The sequence below is a fragment of the Siminovitchia acidinfaciens genome (assembly GCF_003605385.1).
GTDB lineage: Bacteria > Bacillota > Bacilli > Bacillales > Bacillaceae_C > Siminovitchia > Siminovitchia acidinfaciens.
The window spans coordinates 238,178-255,570 of sequence record NZ_QYTV02000003.1 but is presented as its reverse complement, the minus strand read 5'-3'; the positions used below and the strand labels follow the sequence as shown (position 1 = coordinate 255,570).

General features: G+C 41.9%; 12 protein-coding genes. 6 read left to right on the top strand and 6 right to left on the bottom strand.

Translation table 11 applies throughout. The features are described 5' to 3' along the window. Positions 1–764: 764 nt before the first annotated feature. The 6 genes from D4T97_RS08580 (at position 765) to D4T97_RS08555 (ending at position 8,654) form a co-directional block, all read left to right on the top strand. On the top strand, positions 765–1,982 hold the full coding sequence (locus tag D4T97_RS08580) for an ROK family protein (RefSeq protein ID WP_126049661.1): 1,218 nt from the start codon (positions 765–767) through the stop codon (positions 1,980–1,982). A gap of 233 nt (positions 1,983–2,215) precedes the next feature. Further along, positions 2,216–3,739 carry an APC family permease gene (locus D4T97_RS08575; protein WP_126049659.1) on the top strand — a complete coding sequence of 508 codons (1,524 nt, stop codon included), beginning with the start codon at positions 2,216–2,218 and terminating at the stop codon, positions 3,737–3,739. A gap of 428 nt (positions 3,740–4,167) precedes the next feature. Further along, positions 4,168–5,040, top strand: coding sequence for an ABC transporter permease (locus D4T97_RS08570; protein ID WP_235872194.1), 873 nt, complete (start codon positions 4,168–4,170; stop codon positions 5,038–5,040). Between the two features lie 19 nt (positions 5,041–5,059). Then, positions 5,060–6,085, top strand: coding sequence for a taurine ABC transporter substrate-binding protein (locus tag D4T97_RS08565; protein ID WP_164525515.1), 1,026 nt, complete (start codon positions 5,060–5,062; stop codon positions 6,083–6,085). A gap of 105 nt (positions 6,086–6,190) precedes the next feature. Next, positions 6,191–6,904 carry an ABC transporter ATP-binding protein gene (locus D4T97_RS08560; protein ID WP_206435547.1) on the top strand — a complete coding sequence of 238 codons (714 nt, stop codon included), beginning with the start codon at positions 6,191–6,193 and terminating at the stop codon, positions 6,902–6,904. A 259-nt stretch (positions 6,905–7,163) separates the two neighbouring features. Beyond that, entirely contained in the window at positions 7,164–8,654 is a 1,491-nt protein-coding gene (locus tag D4T97_RS08555) for an APC family permease (RefSeq protein WP_126049653.1), read from the top strand. Positions 8,655–8,737: 83 nt separating this feature from the next. Here the strand turns inward: D4T97_RS08555 and D4T97_RS08550 are convergent, their stop codons facing one another. From D4T97_RS08550 to D4T97_RS08525, 6 genes are all read right to left on the bottom strand, one after another. Then, on the bottom strand, positions 8,738–10,027 hold the full coding sequence (locus D4T97_RS08550; protein WP_126049651.1) for an Nramp family divalent metal transporter: 1,290 nt from the start codon (positions 10,025–10,027) through the stop codon (positions 8,738–8,740). 1,219 nt (positions 10,028–11,246) lie between these two features. Continuing rightward, positions 11,247–13,028: a sulfoacetaldehyde acetyltransferase gene (gene xsc / locus D4T97_RS08545; protein ID WP_126049649.1), complete on the bottom strand. Its 1,782-nt coding sequence runs from the start codon at positions 13,026–13,028 to the stop codon at positions 11,247–11,249. Positions 13,029–13,096: 68 nt separating this feature from the next. After that, positions 13,097–14,011, bottom strand: a complete 915-nt coding sequence (locus tag D4T97_RS08540) for a selenium metabolism-associated LysR family transcriptional regulator (RefSeq protein ID WP_126049647.1) — start codon at positions 14,009–14,011, stop codon at positions 13,097–13,099. A 36-nt stretch (positions 14,012–14,047) separates the two neighbouring features. Continuing rightward, positions 14,048–15,403, bottom strand: coding sequence for an aminotransferase (locus D4T97_RS08535; RefSeq protein WP_126049645.1), 1,356 nt, complete (start codon positions 15,401–15,403; stop codon positions 14,048–14,050). A gap of 197 nt (positions 15,404–15,600) precedes the next feature. Further along, the gene (locus D4T97_RS08530; RefSeq protein WP_164525514.1) at positions 15,601–16,323 is read right to left on the bottom strand and encodes a GntR family transcriptional regulator; all 723 of its coding nucleotides are present in this window, start codon (positions 16,321–16,323) and stop codon (positions 15,601–15,603) included. 130 nt (positions 16,324–16,453) lie between these two features. Further along, the gene (locus D4T97_RS08525) at positions 16,454–17,365 is read right to left on the bottom strand and encodes a DMT family transporter (protein ID WP_126049641.1); all 912 of its coding nucleotides are present in this window, start codon (positions 17,363–17,365) and stop codon (positions 16,454–16,456) included. Positions 17,366–17,393 lie beyond the last annotated feature (28 nt).

Below are 17,393 nucleotides of genomic sequence, written 5' to 3'. Positions count from 1 at the left end.
ACCTTACAATATTAATTTTCCGAGATAACGCTTACACTTGACTTTTTGTTGTAAACTGCAATTCTTACTACAATAACAGTCCGTGACAATTGAATAAAAAAGCTCACGACATGCATTTTGTGTCTACCCCGAAAAGTGATTTTCACATTCCGTATTTTTGTTTTTTCTTTACACAACATTAGTAAAGCACTTATTGTTCCTCAGGTAATAGAGTCCATTAAACTGAAAAAATTCTAGTTCATTATTCAGGTTGCCAGGCTTGCACCGCTTACACAACGGGGAATGAAGAATTTGAAAGAATCTTAAAACGATACCTTTGTTCAGACATTACGAGTCAGTTGTTCATGAATTATATAACGGCAAAATACCCGGCTTCCACCCAGCTCAGTACTTCTCTGAAATTTGAGCTTGACTCTTAGCTCTGTTCAAAGGTAAGTATTTCCTGTCCCTATCTACATCCTTTCATAAATACATCATTTAGAAAGCGTTGTCATAATTGTAATAGTTTTAACCATATTAGTCAAAAGAATTTCATTAGTTTTTTTAAAAAACATTTACACACTTTTTTACACTCCATCCAAATGCTGTTTTCATCCCTTTATGACCAAATTGGTTATAACTATAAAAATCAGGCTTCTTTCAAAAGAACGGTTGTATAAAAAGTAATATACTCAATCTGTTTCATTAGAAGGAAATTCAAAAAAAGAATACAATAAAAAAGAGCTGATTCTTTGCGCTTACTTAATCAAAGTTGAGGGAGACATATGATTAAAAAACAATCTAAAAATTTGACACAAAAGGAAAAAAGTTTAAAAGAATTATATCTACTAATTAAGGAATTTGGCCCTGTCACAAAAGGCTGCCTTGTTCAAAAGACCGGACTTAAACAAACAACCTGCTCCCGTTTTATTGATGAGCTGTTACAGGAAGACGTAATCATTGAAAGCGGATACGCTGAATCGAGCGGAGGACGCAAGCCGCTCATGTATGACATAAACCCGGAACTTTACTTTATGTTTGGAGTTGACATTTCTCATACCGAGGTAAGTGTTCTATTGATTGACCTGTCTTTAACTATAAAAGAGCACACGCAGTTAAAGATGAATGAAAATGTCACGCCAGAAGTTGCTGTCAATTTTATAGAAAAAGAAATCCGCAGTCTGTCAGCCGGTCATCACCTTTCTGAATCAGATGTATTAGGCATAGGCATTGGAGCTGTCGGCCCACTGGACAGGGAAAATGGATTGATATTAAATCCGCTGGGCTTTCCTGCGGGTTGGCAAAATGTACAGATACTTGACATGCTTCACAAACGGTTAAATATGAAATGTATGCTCGACAATAGAGCCAACACCGCTTTATTAGCCGAATATGAAAAGCATACGCAGAGTGATTATTCAAACGTACTGCAAATTTTAAAAGGAGTCAGTACTCAAACAAGTATCATCACAGAAGGACGGCTTGTCAGAGGAACGGATAAGCTGGGGATGTTCGGACAGGGACACATGATTGTGGATATCGACGGCAGGAAGTGCATATGCGGAGGCTACGGATGCCTGCACGCCTATTCGTCCATTCCTGCTATCGAAGAAGATTTCATAAGCCGATTGAAGCGCGGTCACGCTTCCGTACTAAGAGAAAGATTCACCGATTTTGACCAAATCAAGTTTGAAGATATCTGTTGGGCAGTGAATGAAAAAAACGACCCGCTTGCCTGTGAAGTAATAAAGAATGCTGCCATGTACACAGGAATTGGTCTGTCCAACTTTATCAATATTCTCTATCCTGATTTAATCATCCTTGATGGACCCACATATAAGAAAATGGATCTCTTCTATAGTACAGTTACTGAAATTGCTGCAGAAAGGGCCAAGCTGCTTAATCCTGACCACCATATTACTTTCAGCAGAGGGGCACTAGGTGAGAATGCTGTCGCGGTTGGTGCCGGTAAAATGATATTGGAATACTTTCTGTACAACTAAATTTCTTTTTTTAAAAATATTTCTCCCTGAAATCGAAGGGCATTTTTTTGAAAATATGTCCTTCCTTTTCCTGTTTTGAAAAAACATATAGAAATTAGCCATCCCTTCTATTAAATATTCCGATAATGTAAATGTTCCGAAATGATTGATTTTAATCAACTAAATAATTAAAATCGTACATACAACTTTGAAAGTGAAATGAATGCGCTTTCGTACATTTGGGAGGTTATTTGATGGAACAGCGTGAGCAGTTGGCAAAGACGTTAAAACCTCACTGGGTTTGGGCCATTGCTTTTGGCTCCGCTATAGGATGGGGAGCTTTCGTTTTGCCGGTCGACTGGATGGGAATGGCCGGCCCTTTGGGAGTCATTATCGGTTATTTGATAGGCGCCCTATTGATGATTATCATAGGAGCCTGCTACGGATATCTGATTCAAAGATTACCAGTTTCCGGTGGTGAATTCGTCTACTCATATTTCGGATTAGGAAGGTACCATGCTTTTTTTTGCGGTTGGTTTTTAACATTGGGTTATATGTCTATCGTCGCTTTGAATGCCTCAGCACTTGCGCTTCTTGGTAAATTCATCTTTCCTTCCATTGTGGAAGTCGGTCATCTCTATACAATTGCCGGATGGAAAGTTTACGCCGGTGAAATCATTCTCGCATGCTCAGCCCTAGTCATCTTCGCTTTTTTGAATATTCGCGGGACAAGCCTGTCGGGCTTTTCTCAATTCATCTTTTGTATCGGATTGGTTGGCGGGGTTATTTTGCTGTCCATTGCCATGTTTTTGCATCCATCAAGTTCTCCAGCAAACCTGCAGCCGCTGTTTAATCCCGGAAGACCAGCAATTGCTTCTATATTAGCGATCGTCGCCATTGCACCTTGGGCGTATGTCGGCTTCGGCAATATTCCTCAGGCCGCGGAGGAATTCGATTTCCATCCAAGAAAATCGTTTTCTTTGATCGTAATTGCTATGTTATGCGCGGGCTTGACCTATTCCATTGTCATTATTGCCACCGGCATAGGGATGCCATGGATGAGCGCTGTTGATGCCGGATATGTTTGGGGGACAGGTGCCATTGTAGAAAGCGCTTACGGTAAAATGGGTGTCGCGTTGCTTGGCTTTGCATTACTGATGGGAATCTTTACAGGACTCAATGGTTTTTACGTATCAACAAGCCGACTTCTATTTGCTATGGGAAGGGCAAAAATATTGCCTAAGAGTTTTGCCAAGCTGCATCCTAAGCATAAAACTCCTCATATCGGCATCTTTTTCACCATGGCCGCGACGCTTTCAGCCCCTTTCTTCGGCCGAGAAGCTTTGCTCTGGGTTGTTGATATGGCTGCCCTTGGAGTCACGATCGCCTATTTTTACGCATGTTTTGTCGCTTATCGACTTTTTAAATGGTCCGAACATGAGAATAGCCGGACCGACAACCGACTGGTGGCTCCCGGAAAAAAACTGCTGTCATTGTTGGGAGTCATTTGCAGCGCTTCGTTTTTTCTGCTATTGGTGGTTCCAGGCTCACCGGGATTTTTAAGCAAACCGTCGTGGATTGCCCTTCTTGTGTGGATCGGTCTGGGTGCCATTTTCTTCCTCACCAGATTTAAAGGTTATAAAAGCATCCCGGATGATGTGCTGGATGGATATATTCTTGGCGAACATAGAACCCAAGAAAACATTCCGGAGCCATCGAAGCCTGCGGTATCGGCAGCTTCTATTTCCTCATCTTTAGATATTGGGCGTATAAAATGAATAACTGAAAACTTTGGTGCTCCTTCCAATTCAATATTGTAAGGGGCATTTTCATTTTTAGGATGAGAGCAGGCTTTCCAGCGAATCAATTTATTCTATTTTTCCCTGGGTAATTGCTCTCTAATAAAACTTAACGGTACTTCCATTTCATGGTAGTAATCCTTTGTTCCTTAGAAAACTTGATTAAATTTCAATTACCAAAGCGTTATTATCACATGGGTGCGTTACTCATCGTCTTTGAGCAGATGAAAATAAAGTCGAAGAAAACTGTGATTGCCGGTACTACTCTTTGAATATATACATAGATAATAATGTTAGTTTTGTAACCTAAAGGATCATGGGCAGATGGTTTCATTTTATATAGTATCAAAATAACCCTTTATGCCAATTACCACGTTCTTTCAATTATAAAAAGGGAGTGATGTCCTTTGAATGGAGAGGCCAACAAAAAAGTCGAAGATGAAGATTATCAGCTTTACACATCGCCAATATCTCAAAATGGAAAAAGCGAAATAGCAAAAAAAACAAAATGGAAACTCTCACAAGAATCAATCATCATGTGGAGCTCAGTACTTATCATATTTTTAATATGGTATATCATCACGAAATTAAATATCTTTTCAGATGTCTTTATTCCTTCCCCAGCAAAGACCTGGTCCACCTTCACTGATCTACTCGTAAATGGGTATAAGGGCAACAGTCTACTATATCATCTGTTCGATAGCCTTTATAGATTATCATCCGCCCTTTTATTAGCATTAATCACAGCTGTTCCTTTAGGATTACTTAGCGGCTATTCGACAAAAGTTAGAGCAGCATTAGACCCCATCCTAGAATTTTATCGTCCTCTTCCTCCTTTATCCTATTACACATTATTAATCTTATGGTTTGGCATAGGTGACTTATCCAAAGTGGCTTTATTATTTCTTGCTGCATTTGCTCCAATGTACATTGCATCAGTTTCCGGTGTAAAAGGTGTGTTAGAAGACCGTATTCATTCTGCTGCATCACTTGGTGCAAATAAATGGCAAACATTCCGATATGTTATTTTCCCCTCTTGTTTACCGGAAATCTTTACCGGTTTAAGGACTGCGGTTGGCTTTGCTTATACAACCTTGGTCGCCTCTGAAATGGTTGCTGCAGTATCGGGGATTGGTTGGTTAGTCCTTGATGCAAGTAAATATTTACGAAGTGACATCATGTATGTAGGTATCATTTTGATGGGTGTGACAGGCATTTTACTGGACAGAGTATTACGAATCATTGAAGCCAGGGCAATTCCCTGGAAAGGAAAAGATTGAAAAAAATGGGGGTAGTATGATGAAAAGAAGTTATCTAAAGTGGCTTATGAGTTTGTTGATGATCTTTGCACTGGTAGTTACAAGTGCCTGTGGAAAAACTACATCAAAATCAGAGGATGGTAAAGTTAAGTTTCGAATTGGTTACCAAGTGATTCCTAATGCAGAGCTGCTTGCAAAAGCGACCAATATGTTTGAAGAAAAGTTCAATAATGTGGAAGTGGAATTGCTCCAATTCGAAGCTGCGGTGGATGTAAATACAGCAATGGCCGCGGGAGAAATTGACGTAGGACTAATTGGGTCAAGCTCTGTAGCATCAGGAATCGCACAAGGGCTTTCAAACCAAGTCATCTGGCTGCATGATGTAATAGGAGAAAATGAAGCACTTGCAGTGAAAAAAGACAGTGGCATTAAAACTCTTGAAGATTGTGTGGGTAAAAAAATAGCAGTTTCATTTGGATCTACTACACATTACAGTTTATTATCGGCACTTGAATTAAAAGGAATCGATGAAAAAGAGATCACCATTTTAGACATGAAACCTGCGGATATGTTAGCCGCCTGGAAACAAGGCCAAATTGATGGAGGTTATGTCTGGTATCCAACGCTTGGAGAGATGCTTGACGATGGCGATGTGATCTTAACCAGCCGTGAGCTTGCAGAAGAAGGCATAGTAACCGCAGACGTTGGAATTGCAACAAAAGATTTTATTGATAAGCATCCTGATGTACTTAAACAATATATCAAGATCTTGGACGAAGCGGTACGGCTCTACCGCACATCCAAAGATGACTCGGCTGAAAAGCTGACAACAGAGTTAAATGTCTCCAAGGAAGATGCACAATTTTTCATGGAACAGTTAATTTGGTTGGATGCTAAAGAGCAGGCTTCTGAAGATTACTTAGGAACTGAAGATAATAAAGGCGCTTTTGCACAGGCGTTAAAAAATACGGCCGACTTCTTAAAAACGCAAAATGCCATTGAATCTGTACCGGAACTTGAAGCATTTGAAGATGCGATTGCACCTCAATTCCTACAACAGGATTAGGAGGAGATTTCAATAAATAAAAGCCAGGCAGTTTTTAGGCCAAAGACTAAACCTATTGTCATCGAAATGCATAATGTCGGATTAACATATCAGACGGATAAGCAAATGGTTACCGCATTGGAAAACATCAACTTACAGATCGAAGAAGGAAGCTTTGTCTGTGTCCTCGGCCCTTCCGGCTGCGGAAAAACAACACTGCTTCGGATCATAGCCGGTTTTCATCAAGCAACAAACGGTGAGGTCCTTCTTGATAACGAGCCGATTTCCCCTAAACCGGATGAACATAGAGGAGTCGTCTTTCAACAGCAGATGCTTTATCCATGGTTAAATATTGAAAAAAACGTTGAATTTGGTTTAAAAATGAGAAATGTACCGCCAATAGAAAGACGTAGAATAGTTGACCATTACTTGGAAATGGTTGGTCTCTTACAGTTTAAAAAATCGAAATCCTATGAATTATCCGGGGGAATGAAGCAAAGGGCATCCATTGCCCGCGTGTTGGCCAACGATCCGCGTATCGTCCTAATGGATGAACCATTCGGTGCTTTAGATGCAATGACAAAAGAACAGATGCAGGATAATATCCGTAATATATGGAGAGAGACCAATAAAACAATATTTTTCATTACCCATGATGTTGAGGAAGCTCTATTGCTCGGAACCCACATTATTGTTCTTTCTTCCAGACCCGGCCGGATCATTAAAGAATTGCATAGCGAATTGCCTTACGACATTGAAGAAGGCAGAAGTCGAATGTACAGGTCGGAAAAAGACTTTGTAATAAAACGTGAAGAAATCATTAACCTTATTTCATCTTGAAGGATCAGATCAACGGCAAGGTGAGGCAATCTTTCCTCCCCTTGTCTTTTTTATTTGTTGTTAAAAATACATTTGAAAATTTAAAACGCCAAAACTGAGGATACATATAAAAATTTATCATGATCCATATCCGATATTCTGATGATTCTAATTTTCAGATTTTATTGATTTCAATAGTTTTAAATATTAGAATTTTAATAACAACATATGATTATCGACCACTTGAAAGCGCTTTATAAATATAAAGGAGGATTAATTGATGGAGCAACGTCAGCAATTAGCAAAGACATTAAAGCCGCATTGGGTTTGGGCTATTGCCTTTGGATCCTGTATCGGCTGGGGAGCCTTTGTGCTGCCGGTTGACTGGATGTCGATGGCAGGTCCACTGGGAGTAATAATCGGGTATTCAATTGGTGCACTTTTAATGATTATTATCGGTGTAAGCTATGGATTTCTAGTCGAAAAATTACCGGTTTCTGGCGGAGAGTTTGCATACGCCTATTATGGACTTGGAAGATATCATGCTTTCTTCTGTGGTTGGTTCTTGACACTCGGTTATTTGTCCATCGTTGCATTAAATGCATCAGCACTGGCACTTTTAGCGAAATTTACGATGCCGGCTTACTTTACAAAAATGCACCTTTACAGCATTGCTGGATGGGATATTACTTTTGGGGAAATTATCGTCGCCTGTCTTGCATTAATCGTTTTTGCTTACTTAAATCTTCGTGGAGCCAGCTTATCAGGACTTTCACAATTTGTTTTTTGCGTAGGCCTCGTTATAGCTGTTGTCCTGCTGACTATCGGAATGGTTTTCCACCCTTCCAGTTCATTTTCAAACCTGCAGCCGCTTTTTAAGCCGGGAACTTCATCTATAGCTGCAATTGCTGCGATCATAGCCATCGCTCCTTGGGCTTATGTCGGGTTTGATAATATACCTCAAGCGGCTGAAGAATTTGATTTCCATCCAAGCAAGTCATTCAAGCTGATATTTTGGGCGTTGATCTGCGCTGGCCTGACTTATGCGTTTCTTATTATTGCGACCGGAGTTGGCATGCCATGGATGAATGCAGTGGATGCAGGTTATATGTGGGGAACTGGGACAATTGTTGAAAATGCATTTGGGAGATTTGGGGTCCTAGTATTGGCCTTTGCGGTCATGATGGGAATCTTCACGGGTCTAAACGGTTTTTACGTGTCTACCAGCCGGCTCCTGTTTGCTATGGGAAGAGCGAAAGTCATTCCTGATGCTTTTGGAAAATTGCACCCTAAATACGGAACTCCAGGACTTGGGATATGGTTTACAATGGGCGCATGCCTAATTGCACCATTCTTCGGAAGACAAGCACTATTATGGGTTGTTGACATGGCCGCACTTGGGGTGACTATCGCTTATTTCTATACAACGTTTGTTGCCTACCGCCTCTTCAAGTGGTCCGATCAAGACACAGGCAGAGTAAGGGATATCTCGCTTGTTGCTCCCGGCAGAAAGCTCGTTGCTCTCATAGGAGTGATCAGCAGTATCGGTTTCTTCCTATTGTTAGTTGTCCCCGGATCGCCAGGGTTTTTGGGCACTCCGTCATGGATCGCACTTCTAGTCTGGATAGCTCTCGGAGGTATATTCTTCCTCACAAGATATAAGAACTATAAAGAAATTCCTGAAAAAGATTTGGATCACTATATTTTGGGAGATTACAAGGATAAGGAAAGTTCAACAGATTCATTGGCTACCGAACCTGAAGCAAAATAGTAGAGCTGCGGCAATGCCGCAGCTTTTTACTATCAATGAAACTGGGTTAAGGCTGACCTCCAATGTCTTTCGCTGCTGAGTTCTTAGATAAACTTAGTTATCCCAAGTGTTAAGAATATAATGATCACAAATACCAACGCAGCATTATTCCATAGTCTATTTCTGAACTCAGGCCCTACCTCCTTTGAATTCAACAAAAACAACAGCGTTATTGCAAGAAACGGGAGGAACAGTGACCCGAGTGCTGCATACAGTAAAACTAATCCGATTGGCTGGTTGAACATAAGGAGGAGCAAAGAAGGAAAAGTCAGCCAAGCAAGGAACGCCCTATATGCCGGATCTTTTTCATCTATCGGCTTTCTGATTTTTACTTCATCAACTTTCTTTTTAAAATTCCTCATGAAATCTGCAAACAAATAAGGGATTCCATTCCATGAACCTATTAATGAGCTAAATGTTGCTGCCCAAAATCCAATGTTCAAAATTAATTGGGGCACCTTCCCAAACCTTTCCCCATATAAGTTAAGAAAATCCTGCATGCCTTCCACACCGCTGAACGTAATTCCAGATCCATATAAGAACTGAGCACTTAATGTCATTAATGACATGGAAAAGAGTCCGGTGATCACATAAGCGAGCGTCACATCCATCCGCATGACGGGAATCCATGATTTATCAGACCATTCCCTGGCACGAATCCAATACCCATAAGCTGCAAGTGCCATTGTGCCTCCTATTCCGCCTACGAGTCCCAGTATTCTGAAAAACGTGGCGCCATCTGGAATACCTAGAGTTAATGCCTCCCGCGGCAATGTGAACAGATTTGGAAGCAGGAGTACGGCAGACCCTACAACAGCAAGGAACATGATTCCAATCAAAACTGTGATCACTTTTTCAAAGATTTTATATCTGCCAAACCAGATTAAACTAAAGCCGGCAACTGAATGAATAATGGCCCATGCCCACAGCGGCATAATCGGAAACATGATACTCATCATCAGTCCGCAAGCCGTAGCAATGGCAGCCCCATAAATTAAACCGAAAAGCGAGACATAAACAAAGAAATAAGCCATGGTCCACCGTCCTAGGGAACGCCACCCCTCCAGAATTGTCTTCCCTGTTGCCAATGTCCATCTCCCAACCCCTTCAGTAAGGAGCAACTTAAGAGAAACACCGATGACCACCGCCCAAATAAGCGCGATTCCAAATTCCGATCCTGTAACCGTTGACATCACCAGGTCCCCGGATCCAACTCCCGTCGCGGCCAAGACAATACCTGGTCCCAGAATAGAAAACTTCTTCCTTAAACTTGAAGTTTTTCCGCCTTTCTCCGCTTTTTCGGCCTTTTCCGAAGCATACTCTCTTTCAGCCATCCTTATCCTCCTCATAAAATATAATTGCTATGGCAATAGTGACACTGGGTTCTATGTAAAAAAATATGTGTCTAAATAATAAGGAGTAATTCTTATGCTGATAGCGAACCTCTGCGAGCATTCACAGGTAGTAATTCCTAGGAAGGGTTACCTTTCTTTTGGAACGAAAGATATAGCTGTGACTTTACATATGAAATAAAAAAATATAATTTGCCAACGAAATGATTAATTGTAATTGTATGCGCTTTCAAGTGAACTTTCAATCTATTTCAAGCGTTTCCATGATTGCAAAGTTGAATAAGATTCATCTTAATTATTAATAAATGAAAATTAACCCAGGAAAGATCATTAGTCTGTTTAACTTTTCTTTATAAGAGAGTTGGAGTCTTTATAAGAGAGTTGGAGTCTTTATAAGAGAGTTGGAGTCTTTATAAGAGAGTTGGAGTCTTTATAAGAGAGTTGGAGTCTTTATAAGAGAGTTGGAGTCTTTATAAGAGAGTTGGAGTCTTTATAAGAGAGTTGGAGTCTTTATAAGAGAGTTGGAGTCTTTATAAGAGAGTTGGAGTCTTTATAAGAGAGTTGGAGTCTTTATAAGAGAGTTGGAGTCTTTATAAGAGAGTTGGAGTCTTTATAAGAGAGTTGGAGTCTTTATAAGAGAGTTGGAGTCTTTATAAGAGAGTTGGAGTCTTTATAAGAGAGTTGGAGTCTTTATAAGAGAGTTGGAGTCTTTATAAGAGAGTTGGAGTCTTTATAAGAGAGTTGGAGTCTTTATAAGAGAGTTGGAGTCTTTATAAGAGAGTTGGAGTCTTTATAAGAGAGTTGGAGTCTTTATAAGAGAGTTGGAGTCTTTATAAGAGAGTTGGAGTCTTTATAAGAGAGTTGGAGTCTTTATAAGAGAGTTGGAGTCTTTATAAGAGAGTTGGAGTCTTTATAAGAGAGTTGGAGTCTTTATAAGAGAGTTGGAGTCTTTATAAGAGAGTTGGAGTCTTTATAAGAGAGTTGGAGTCTTTATAAGAGAGTTGGAGTCTTTATAAGAGAGTTGGAGTCTTTATAAGAGAGTTGGAGTCTTTATAAGAGAGTTGGAGCGCGCCGTCACCCCTAAGAGGCCGGCGCACTCCAACCCTGGCCAGCATATGCAATCCCCCCTAGTGCCAGCACTCACAACCAGTAAAAAAACCACCCCGTCTGGCTTTTGCCAAAACGGGCTGGTTCCCGATTCTTACTTTTCTTTCCATTCTTCGTAATCAAGGTGTTTGTATTTATCCAAGAAGCGCGTTGGCATCTTCAGAGCATCTTTGCGGAACGGTGGTGCGAGCTGCGTTCCATCAACATAGATGTTGAGAACGGCAGGTTTTCTCTTCTCCAATACCTCTTTCACTACTCCTTCAATATCTTCAGGCTTATCGATTACATATCCGAGCGCACCCATTGATTTTGCCACTTCTGCGAAACATGGTGCTTCGATATCGGACCCAACAAAGCGGTTGTTATAGTAATCTACTTGGTTTTTCTTTTCAGCCGCCCAGGCCTTGTTGTTGAAGACACATGCGATGACTGGAATATTCTGCTCCACCGCTGTGCTCACTTCATGCAAGCTCATTCCCCATGCACCGTCACCAACGATGGCCACTACCGGAGTATCCGGCTCTGCAATCTGAGCACCCATGGCCGCAGGATAAGCGAAACCTGTGTTACCGAATGTCAACGCTGCAATATGTCGTCTCGTCTGATTGAACTTCAAGTAGGCATTGGCTGTGGATGATACGTTCCCGATATCTGTTGAGATAATAGTATTCTCAGGAAGCGCTCTTGTCAGTTCCAGCAATGCCCGGCGCGGGTTGATCGGATTGCCCGGCACCATTGCCAGATCGACAAGTTCTTGCTCCCATGCTTCTTTCTCTTTTGCCACTTCTGCAAGGCGCTCTGCATTTTTAACAGGCTCCGGCTGTACTTTCTTCAATTGCTTCAGAAGTCCTTCACTGGCTGCTCTGGCATCGCCGATGATTCCCACTTCAATCGGATGCGTTCTGGCAATGTTTCTTGGGTTAATATCGATTTGGATGATTTTTGCGTTTTTCGGGAAGTAATCGATATCATAGCAAGGCAGCGTTCCGAATACCGATAAACGTGTACCGATGGCGAGCAATACATCCGCATCTTTCAATGTATTCATAGCCGCTTTCGAGCCCATGTATCCAATCGGTCCTACTGCCAAAGGATGATCTGCAGGGAAAGCATCATTGTGCATGTAGGAAACAGCTGCAGGTGCGGACAAGTGCTCGGCAATTTGTACAACCGTATCTACTCCGTCTGCATCAACTGCGCCGCGGCCGGAAATGATGACAGGGTTTTTAGCGTTTTTCAACAGCTCAACAGCGTTTTGGATCAATGCCGGGTCTCCGCTTCCTCTTGCATCCGTACGGTATTGATGCGGCTCAAGAATCCGATCCTCCAGCTCGCCGTAGAAAAGGTCACGCGGGATATCATACAATACAGGACCGCGCTCCGCGTAAGCGATTCTGAAGGCTGTACGCAAGCAGTCTGCTACACGGCTTGTATGCGTAACTCGCACTGTTTCTTTTGTGATCGACTTAAAGATTGAAACCTGATCGGCTTCCTGGAATCCGTCCCAGCCGATTGTCGGTGTGCCTGCGGAAGGAGAGATGACAACCATCGGTGTATGCGCCTGATATGCGGCTGCTACAGATGTCACCATATTTGTAATTCCTGGACCATTCTGGCCGATTACAACTCCTGCTGTTCCTGATACTCTAGTAAAAGCGTCCGCCATATGCGCTGCGCTCTGTTCGTGACGGACTGGAATGAATTCGATTCCCGCTGTCGGCAACAAATCCAGCATATCCATGAAGGCTGATCCAAGGATCCCATAAATTTCTTTAACATTTTCCTGCACAAGGGTTTCTACGATCGCCTCACTTGGTGTCATTTTCAGCTTTTGACCTGTTGCAATCTTTTGTTTCACAGCTTCCTGTTGAGCCATTATAAAATTCCTCCCTCATTATGATTAAGTAATAATTTATCATCAACAACGTTTGTTGCTAGATGCAGTTAAGAAACTCCCTTTTCATTCTTTACCGTGATGCTTTTCAAATGATCAATGAATAATTCCGTTGTCTCTTTTAACACCTGATCTTTTCTGAATGCTATATAGAAATATCTGTAAAACGATATATCCTTAATCGGGTAAGCTTTCAACAGCTTGAGCTGCAGCTCTTTTTTTATGGCGCTTTTCGATATAATTGAAACTCCCAGCTTGGATGAAACTGCGGATTTAATCGCTTCGGTACTTCCCAGCTCCATAATAATATTCAAATCATCTTCCGATATGCCCGCCTGATTCAAATACTGATTCACAACAGCACGGGTCCCAGACCCCTTTTCCCTCACGATTAACGGAGTTTCCTTTAAGCGCTCTGCCGAAATTGTGATTTCATTATCGGGGAAAAAGCCCGGTGCAGCTATTAAAATCAGTTCATCTTCCATAAAAGGCTCCACAACAATTTGTGTATCTTCAATCGGGGTTTCAATTAAACCCATATCAATAAATTGATCTTTGATGTTGGAAACAATATTGTTTGAATTTGTGATATCTGCGCTCATTTGTACGAGTGGGTAATCTTCCTTGAAAATTTTCAAAAACTCGGGAAGGACATATTCTCCAATTGTGAAACTACAGCCGATTTTCAAGTCACCATACATGCTGTCTTCAAATTTCAAAATTTCTTTATGGGCCGAGTCACTCAGATGGATGATTTTCTTCGCATATTTCAATAAAATTGCTGCAGACTGAGTCATTTCCACCTTTTTTGTTGTCCGTTCAAACAACTTTGTTCCTAGTTCCTCTTCAAGCGCCTTGATTTGCGCCGAGATTGTTGGCTGCGTGACAAACAGTATTTTAGCTGCCTCGGAAAAGCTCTTCTTTTCAGCAACTGCAATAAATGTCTTCAATCTTTCATAGTCCACTTTGATTCCCTCCCGAGCAATAGTAAGGGGATTTTATTAAAGACTGCGAATCACTGATTCTACTGTCTCCACTACAAAATCCAAATCCTCTTCGGTGCTTGTTAACGGCGGCGCGATAATGATCACATTATTCAAGCCTGGGACAGTATCACCATTTCTGCCGATAATCAAGCCTCGCTTCTTGCATTCTGCCAAAATGCTCCCTAACTTTTCATCATCAAGCGGCTCTTTCGTCACTTTATCAGCCACCATTTCAATGCCCATCAGGAAGCCGGCCTGCCTTACTTCTCCTACATATTTATGGTCGCTTAATTGGTGCAGACGGCCCAGTTTGGATTCGCCAAGCTCTTTCACCCGTCCGACAATATTCTCTCTTTCGATTATTTCGATATTTTTCAACGCCACGGCACAGGCAGCCGGATGGCCTCCGTATGTAGATACATGCCGGAAGTGGGAGTCTTTGCCCTGTTCTTTAAATACTTCATAGATTTCCGACTTCACTGCTGTTGCTCCAAGTGGCAAGTAGCCGCTGGTCAATCCTTTCGCCATTGTGACAATGTCGGGCTGAACACCGTCAGCATGCTGGAATCCGAACATTTCTCCGGTTCTTCCGTAACCGGATACAACTTCATCCATTACGAGCAGAACATTGTATTTTTTACATATTTCCTGAACCCGCTGAATGTATTTTACTGATGGGATGATGACACCCCCACCGGAAATGAACGGCTCCATGATGAATGCTGCTACTGACTCTTCCCCTTCATGCTGGATTGTGCTTTCCAAAAGATCAGCTGCCTTTAAATCAGTTTCCTCAGGTGTTCCTTCAAATAAGGACCGGTAGCTATATGGAGGCTGAACATGCAGGAAACCTGGAACTCCTGGATCGTATTTCACACGGCGGTTGGCCTGCGCTGTTGCACTTAAAGCTCCCAATGTGGCACCGTGATATGCCCTGTAACGGGAAATTACTTTATATTTTCCAGGATTGCCCGTCTGATTATGATATTGTCTAATAATTTTAAATGCGGTTTCATTTGCTTCAGAACCGCTGTTTGAAAAGAACACTTGATAGTCGGCACCTAGCAGTTCGCTGATTTTTCCAGCAAGCTGGACTGCGGGCCGATGGTTCATCGTCAACGGAAAATATGAAAGTGTTTTCATTTGTTCCGCCGCTGCATCGACAATCTCCTGCTGCCCATGCCCCAAGTTCAAGCACCACAATCCGGAAACTCCGTCTAGATAACGATTGCCCTTTTCATCAGTAAACCAGGATCCTTCCCCGGAAACCGCCACAGTGGGTTCTGTCTTTGGATTGTAGCGGGTGATCGCATTCCATAAATGACTTTCTTTTGTTTGCGGTCCTTGTTTCATTTCGACTTCAGTTTTCATGATGTACCTCCATTTCATTTATTTTTTTATCTTATTATGACATTATGACGTCCGGACCAGTTATGCCGGAATTGATTTCAGTATAAATGATTAAGTTTTATATTTCAATGTATTTCCTTTATTCAGACATTTGTTATTTCTATTTCATTTATAGGATTCGTTAATGAATGTATAGGAATCATTAATAATTGGCCCTTCTAGCCAAATTTCCTAGATAGGTTCACTTTAAAAGTGTACATATCACTTCGATAAAAGGCGGTTTCCAATTCAATGATCTGGCCTGCTTCATTTTTGATCATCCGTCTTACAGTCATCACACAGGTATCCGTAGGGATGTCCAGAAGCCCTTGGTCCTCTTCCAATAATGGCCCGCAGGAGATTGACTGGTCCGCTTCTGCAAACTGGATTCCCAACTCATTCTGAACAAGGTCGTATAATGTTGCATTGTCAAGATCGTATTTGGCCAATTCCTGTCCGATTTCCATCGGGAAATAATGACGTTCCACACCGATTGCAATATCATCTGCGTAGCGGACTCTTTTAATAAAATAGGCTTCCCTGAATCCTGTCAGCCCTTGAATATAAGGATCTGGTGTTGTCTTATGATGTGTGATCAGTTTGGCACCTGGCTTCATTCCCATATCCCTTATAACTTCAGTCGTGCTGCTCAAATGGCCCAGCCAGTCGTGAATGGGCTTCAAGGAAACGAACGTACCTTTTCCGTGGCGCTTTTCCAGTATTCCTTCCCTAACCAACAGGTTTATCGCTTCCCGAACCGTGCTTCGGCTAACGTTGTACTTTTCCATGAACTGCCGTTCGCTTGGAATTTGTTCCGAAAAAACTCCATCGCCAATTTGCCGCTCAATAAGATCTTTCAATTGGATATGCAGCGGGATTGGGTGGTTATAATCTATTTTCACTTGTATCCCCCTCTCGTTAGTTAATTACTAAAAGAATATCAAATTTTTGCAAAAAGTAAAGGCGATGAGAGCCTAAAATCAGCTTCCTCCGCCTCTTATAAAATAGTTTGATAAATAGGTTGATTTCCAGTCATGCTGATTTTTTCGGACGAATTGCGCTCCGGTGCTCCAAAAATCCCGTCCCCAGCACGACACCAATTACGATAAAGAAAAAACCAAACCACTGAAAAGTATATATTTTTTCCCCCAAAAATAAAAAAGCTCCGACCAGCGAGAAAAAAGGCGATAAGTTCAAAAATAGAGACGCCTGTCCAGCGCCGATTTGCTGAATGGCATGGTTATATATGAGATGGCCAAATGCTGTTGCTATAATTCCGGAAGCGAAAAACACAAGCCAGGCTGTCAGATTGCCGGTTTTTAATGTGGCCAACCCTGAAGGCTCCATAGCAAGGCTTACCGTAAAAAGCATTCCCGATCCCATCATGAGGGAAAGGCCTGTCACTGCCTGTGTTCCTGCAGTATTGGACATTTTGTTGATCAAAATAAAGCTGATGGCCTGTGATAAAACGGCACAAAACATGAAAATATCACCGATTGCAAAGCTGAAGGAAGCACCCGGTTGCATCAGCATGATCAATGCGACACCCGAGAACCCAAAAACTAGTCCCATTACACGGAAAGCAGTCAACCGGTCCCCAAGAAAAAGAGCCGCCGCGACAGTTGTAACGATAGGGACTGAGCCGAGAATCAAGCCGCCATTGGCGGCACTCGTAAGACTAAGTCCTACGGAAAGAAAAAAATGGTGGCCCAGGACGCCGAACAAGGCCACCAACCCAATGAACAATATATCCTTTCTTGCCAGTTTTTTAATCTCACTTCGATAAAAAAGCATTGGTGCAAGCATAAGGAACGCAACGAATATTCGCAAAGATGTAATCGTTACTGGCGCAAAATTGCTTACGATTATTTTAATGGCAGTGACATTGAAGCCCCAAACCACCATTACCATGATAATCAGAAAATATAAATGCCACTTTTTCATCAGATCCCCCGCCCGTTATCCACTTCTA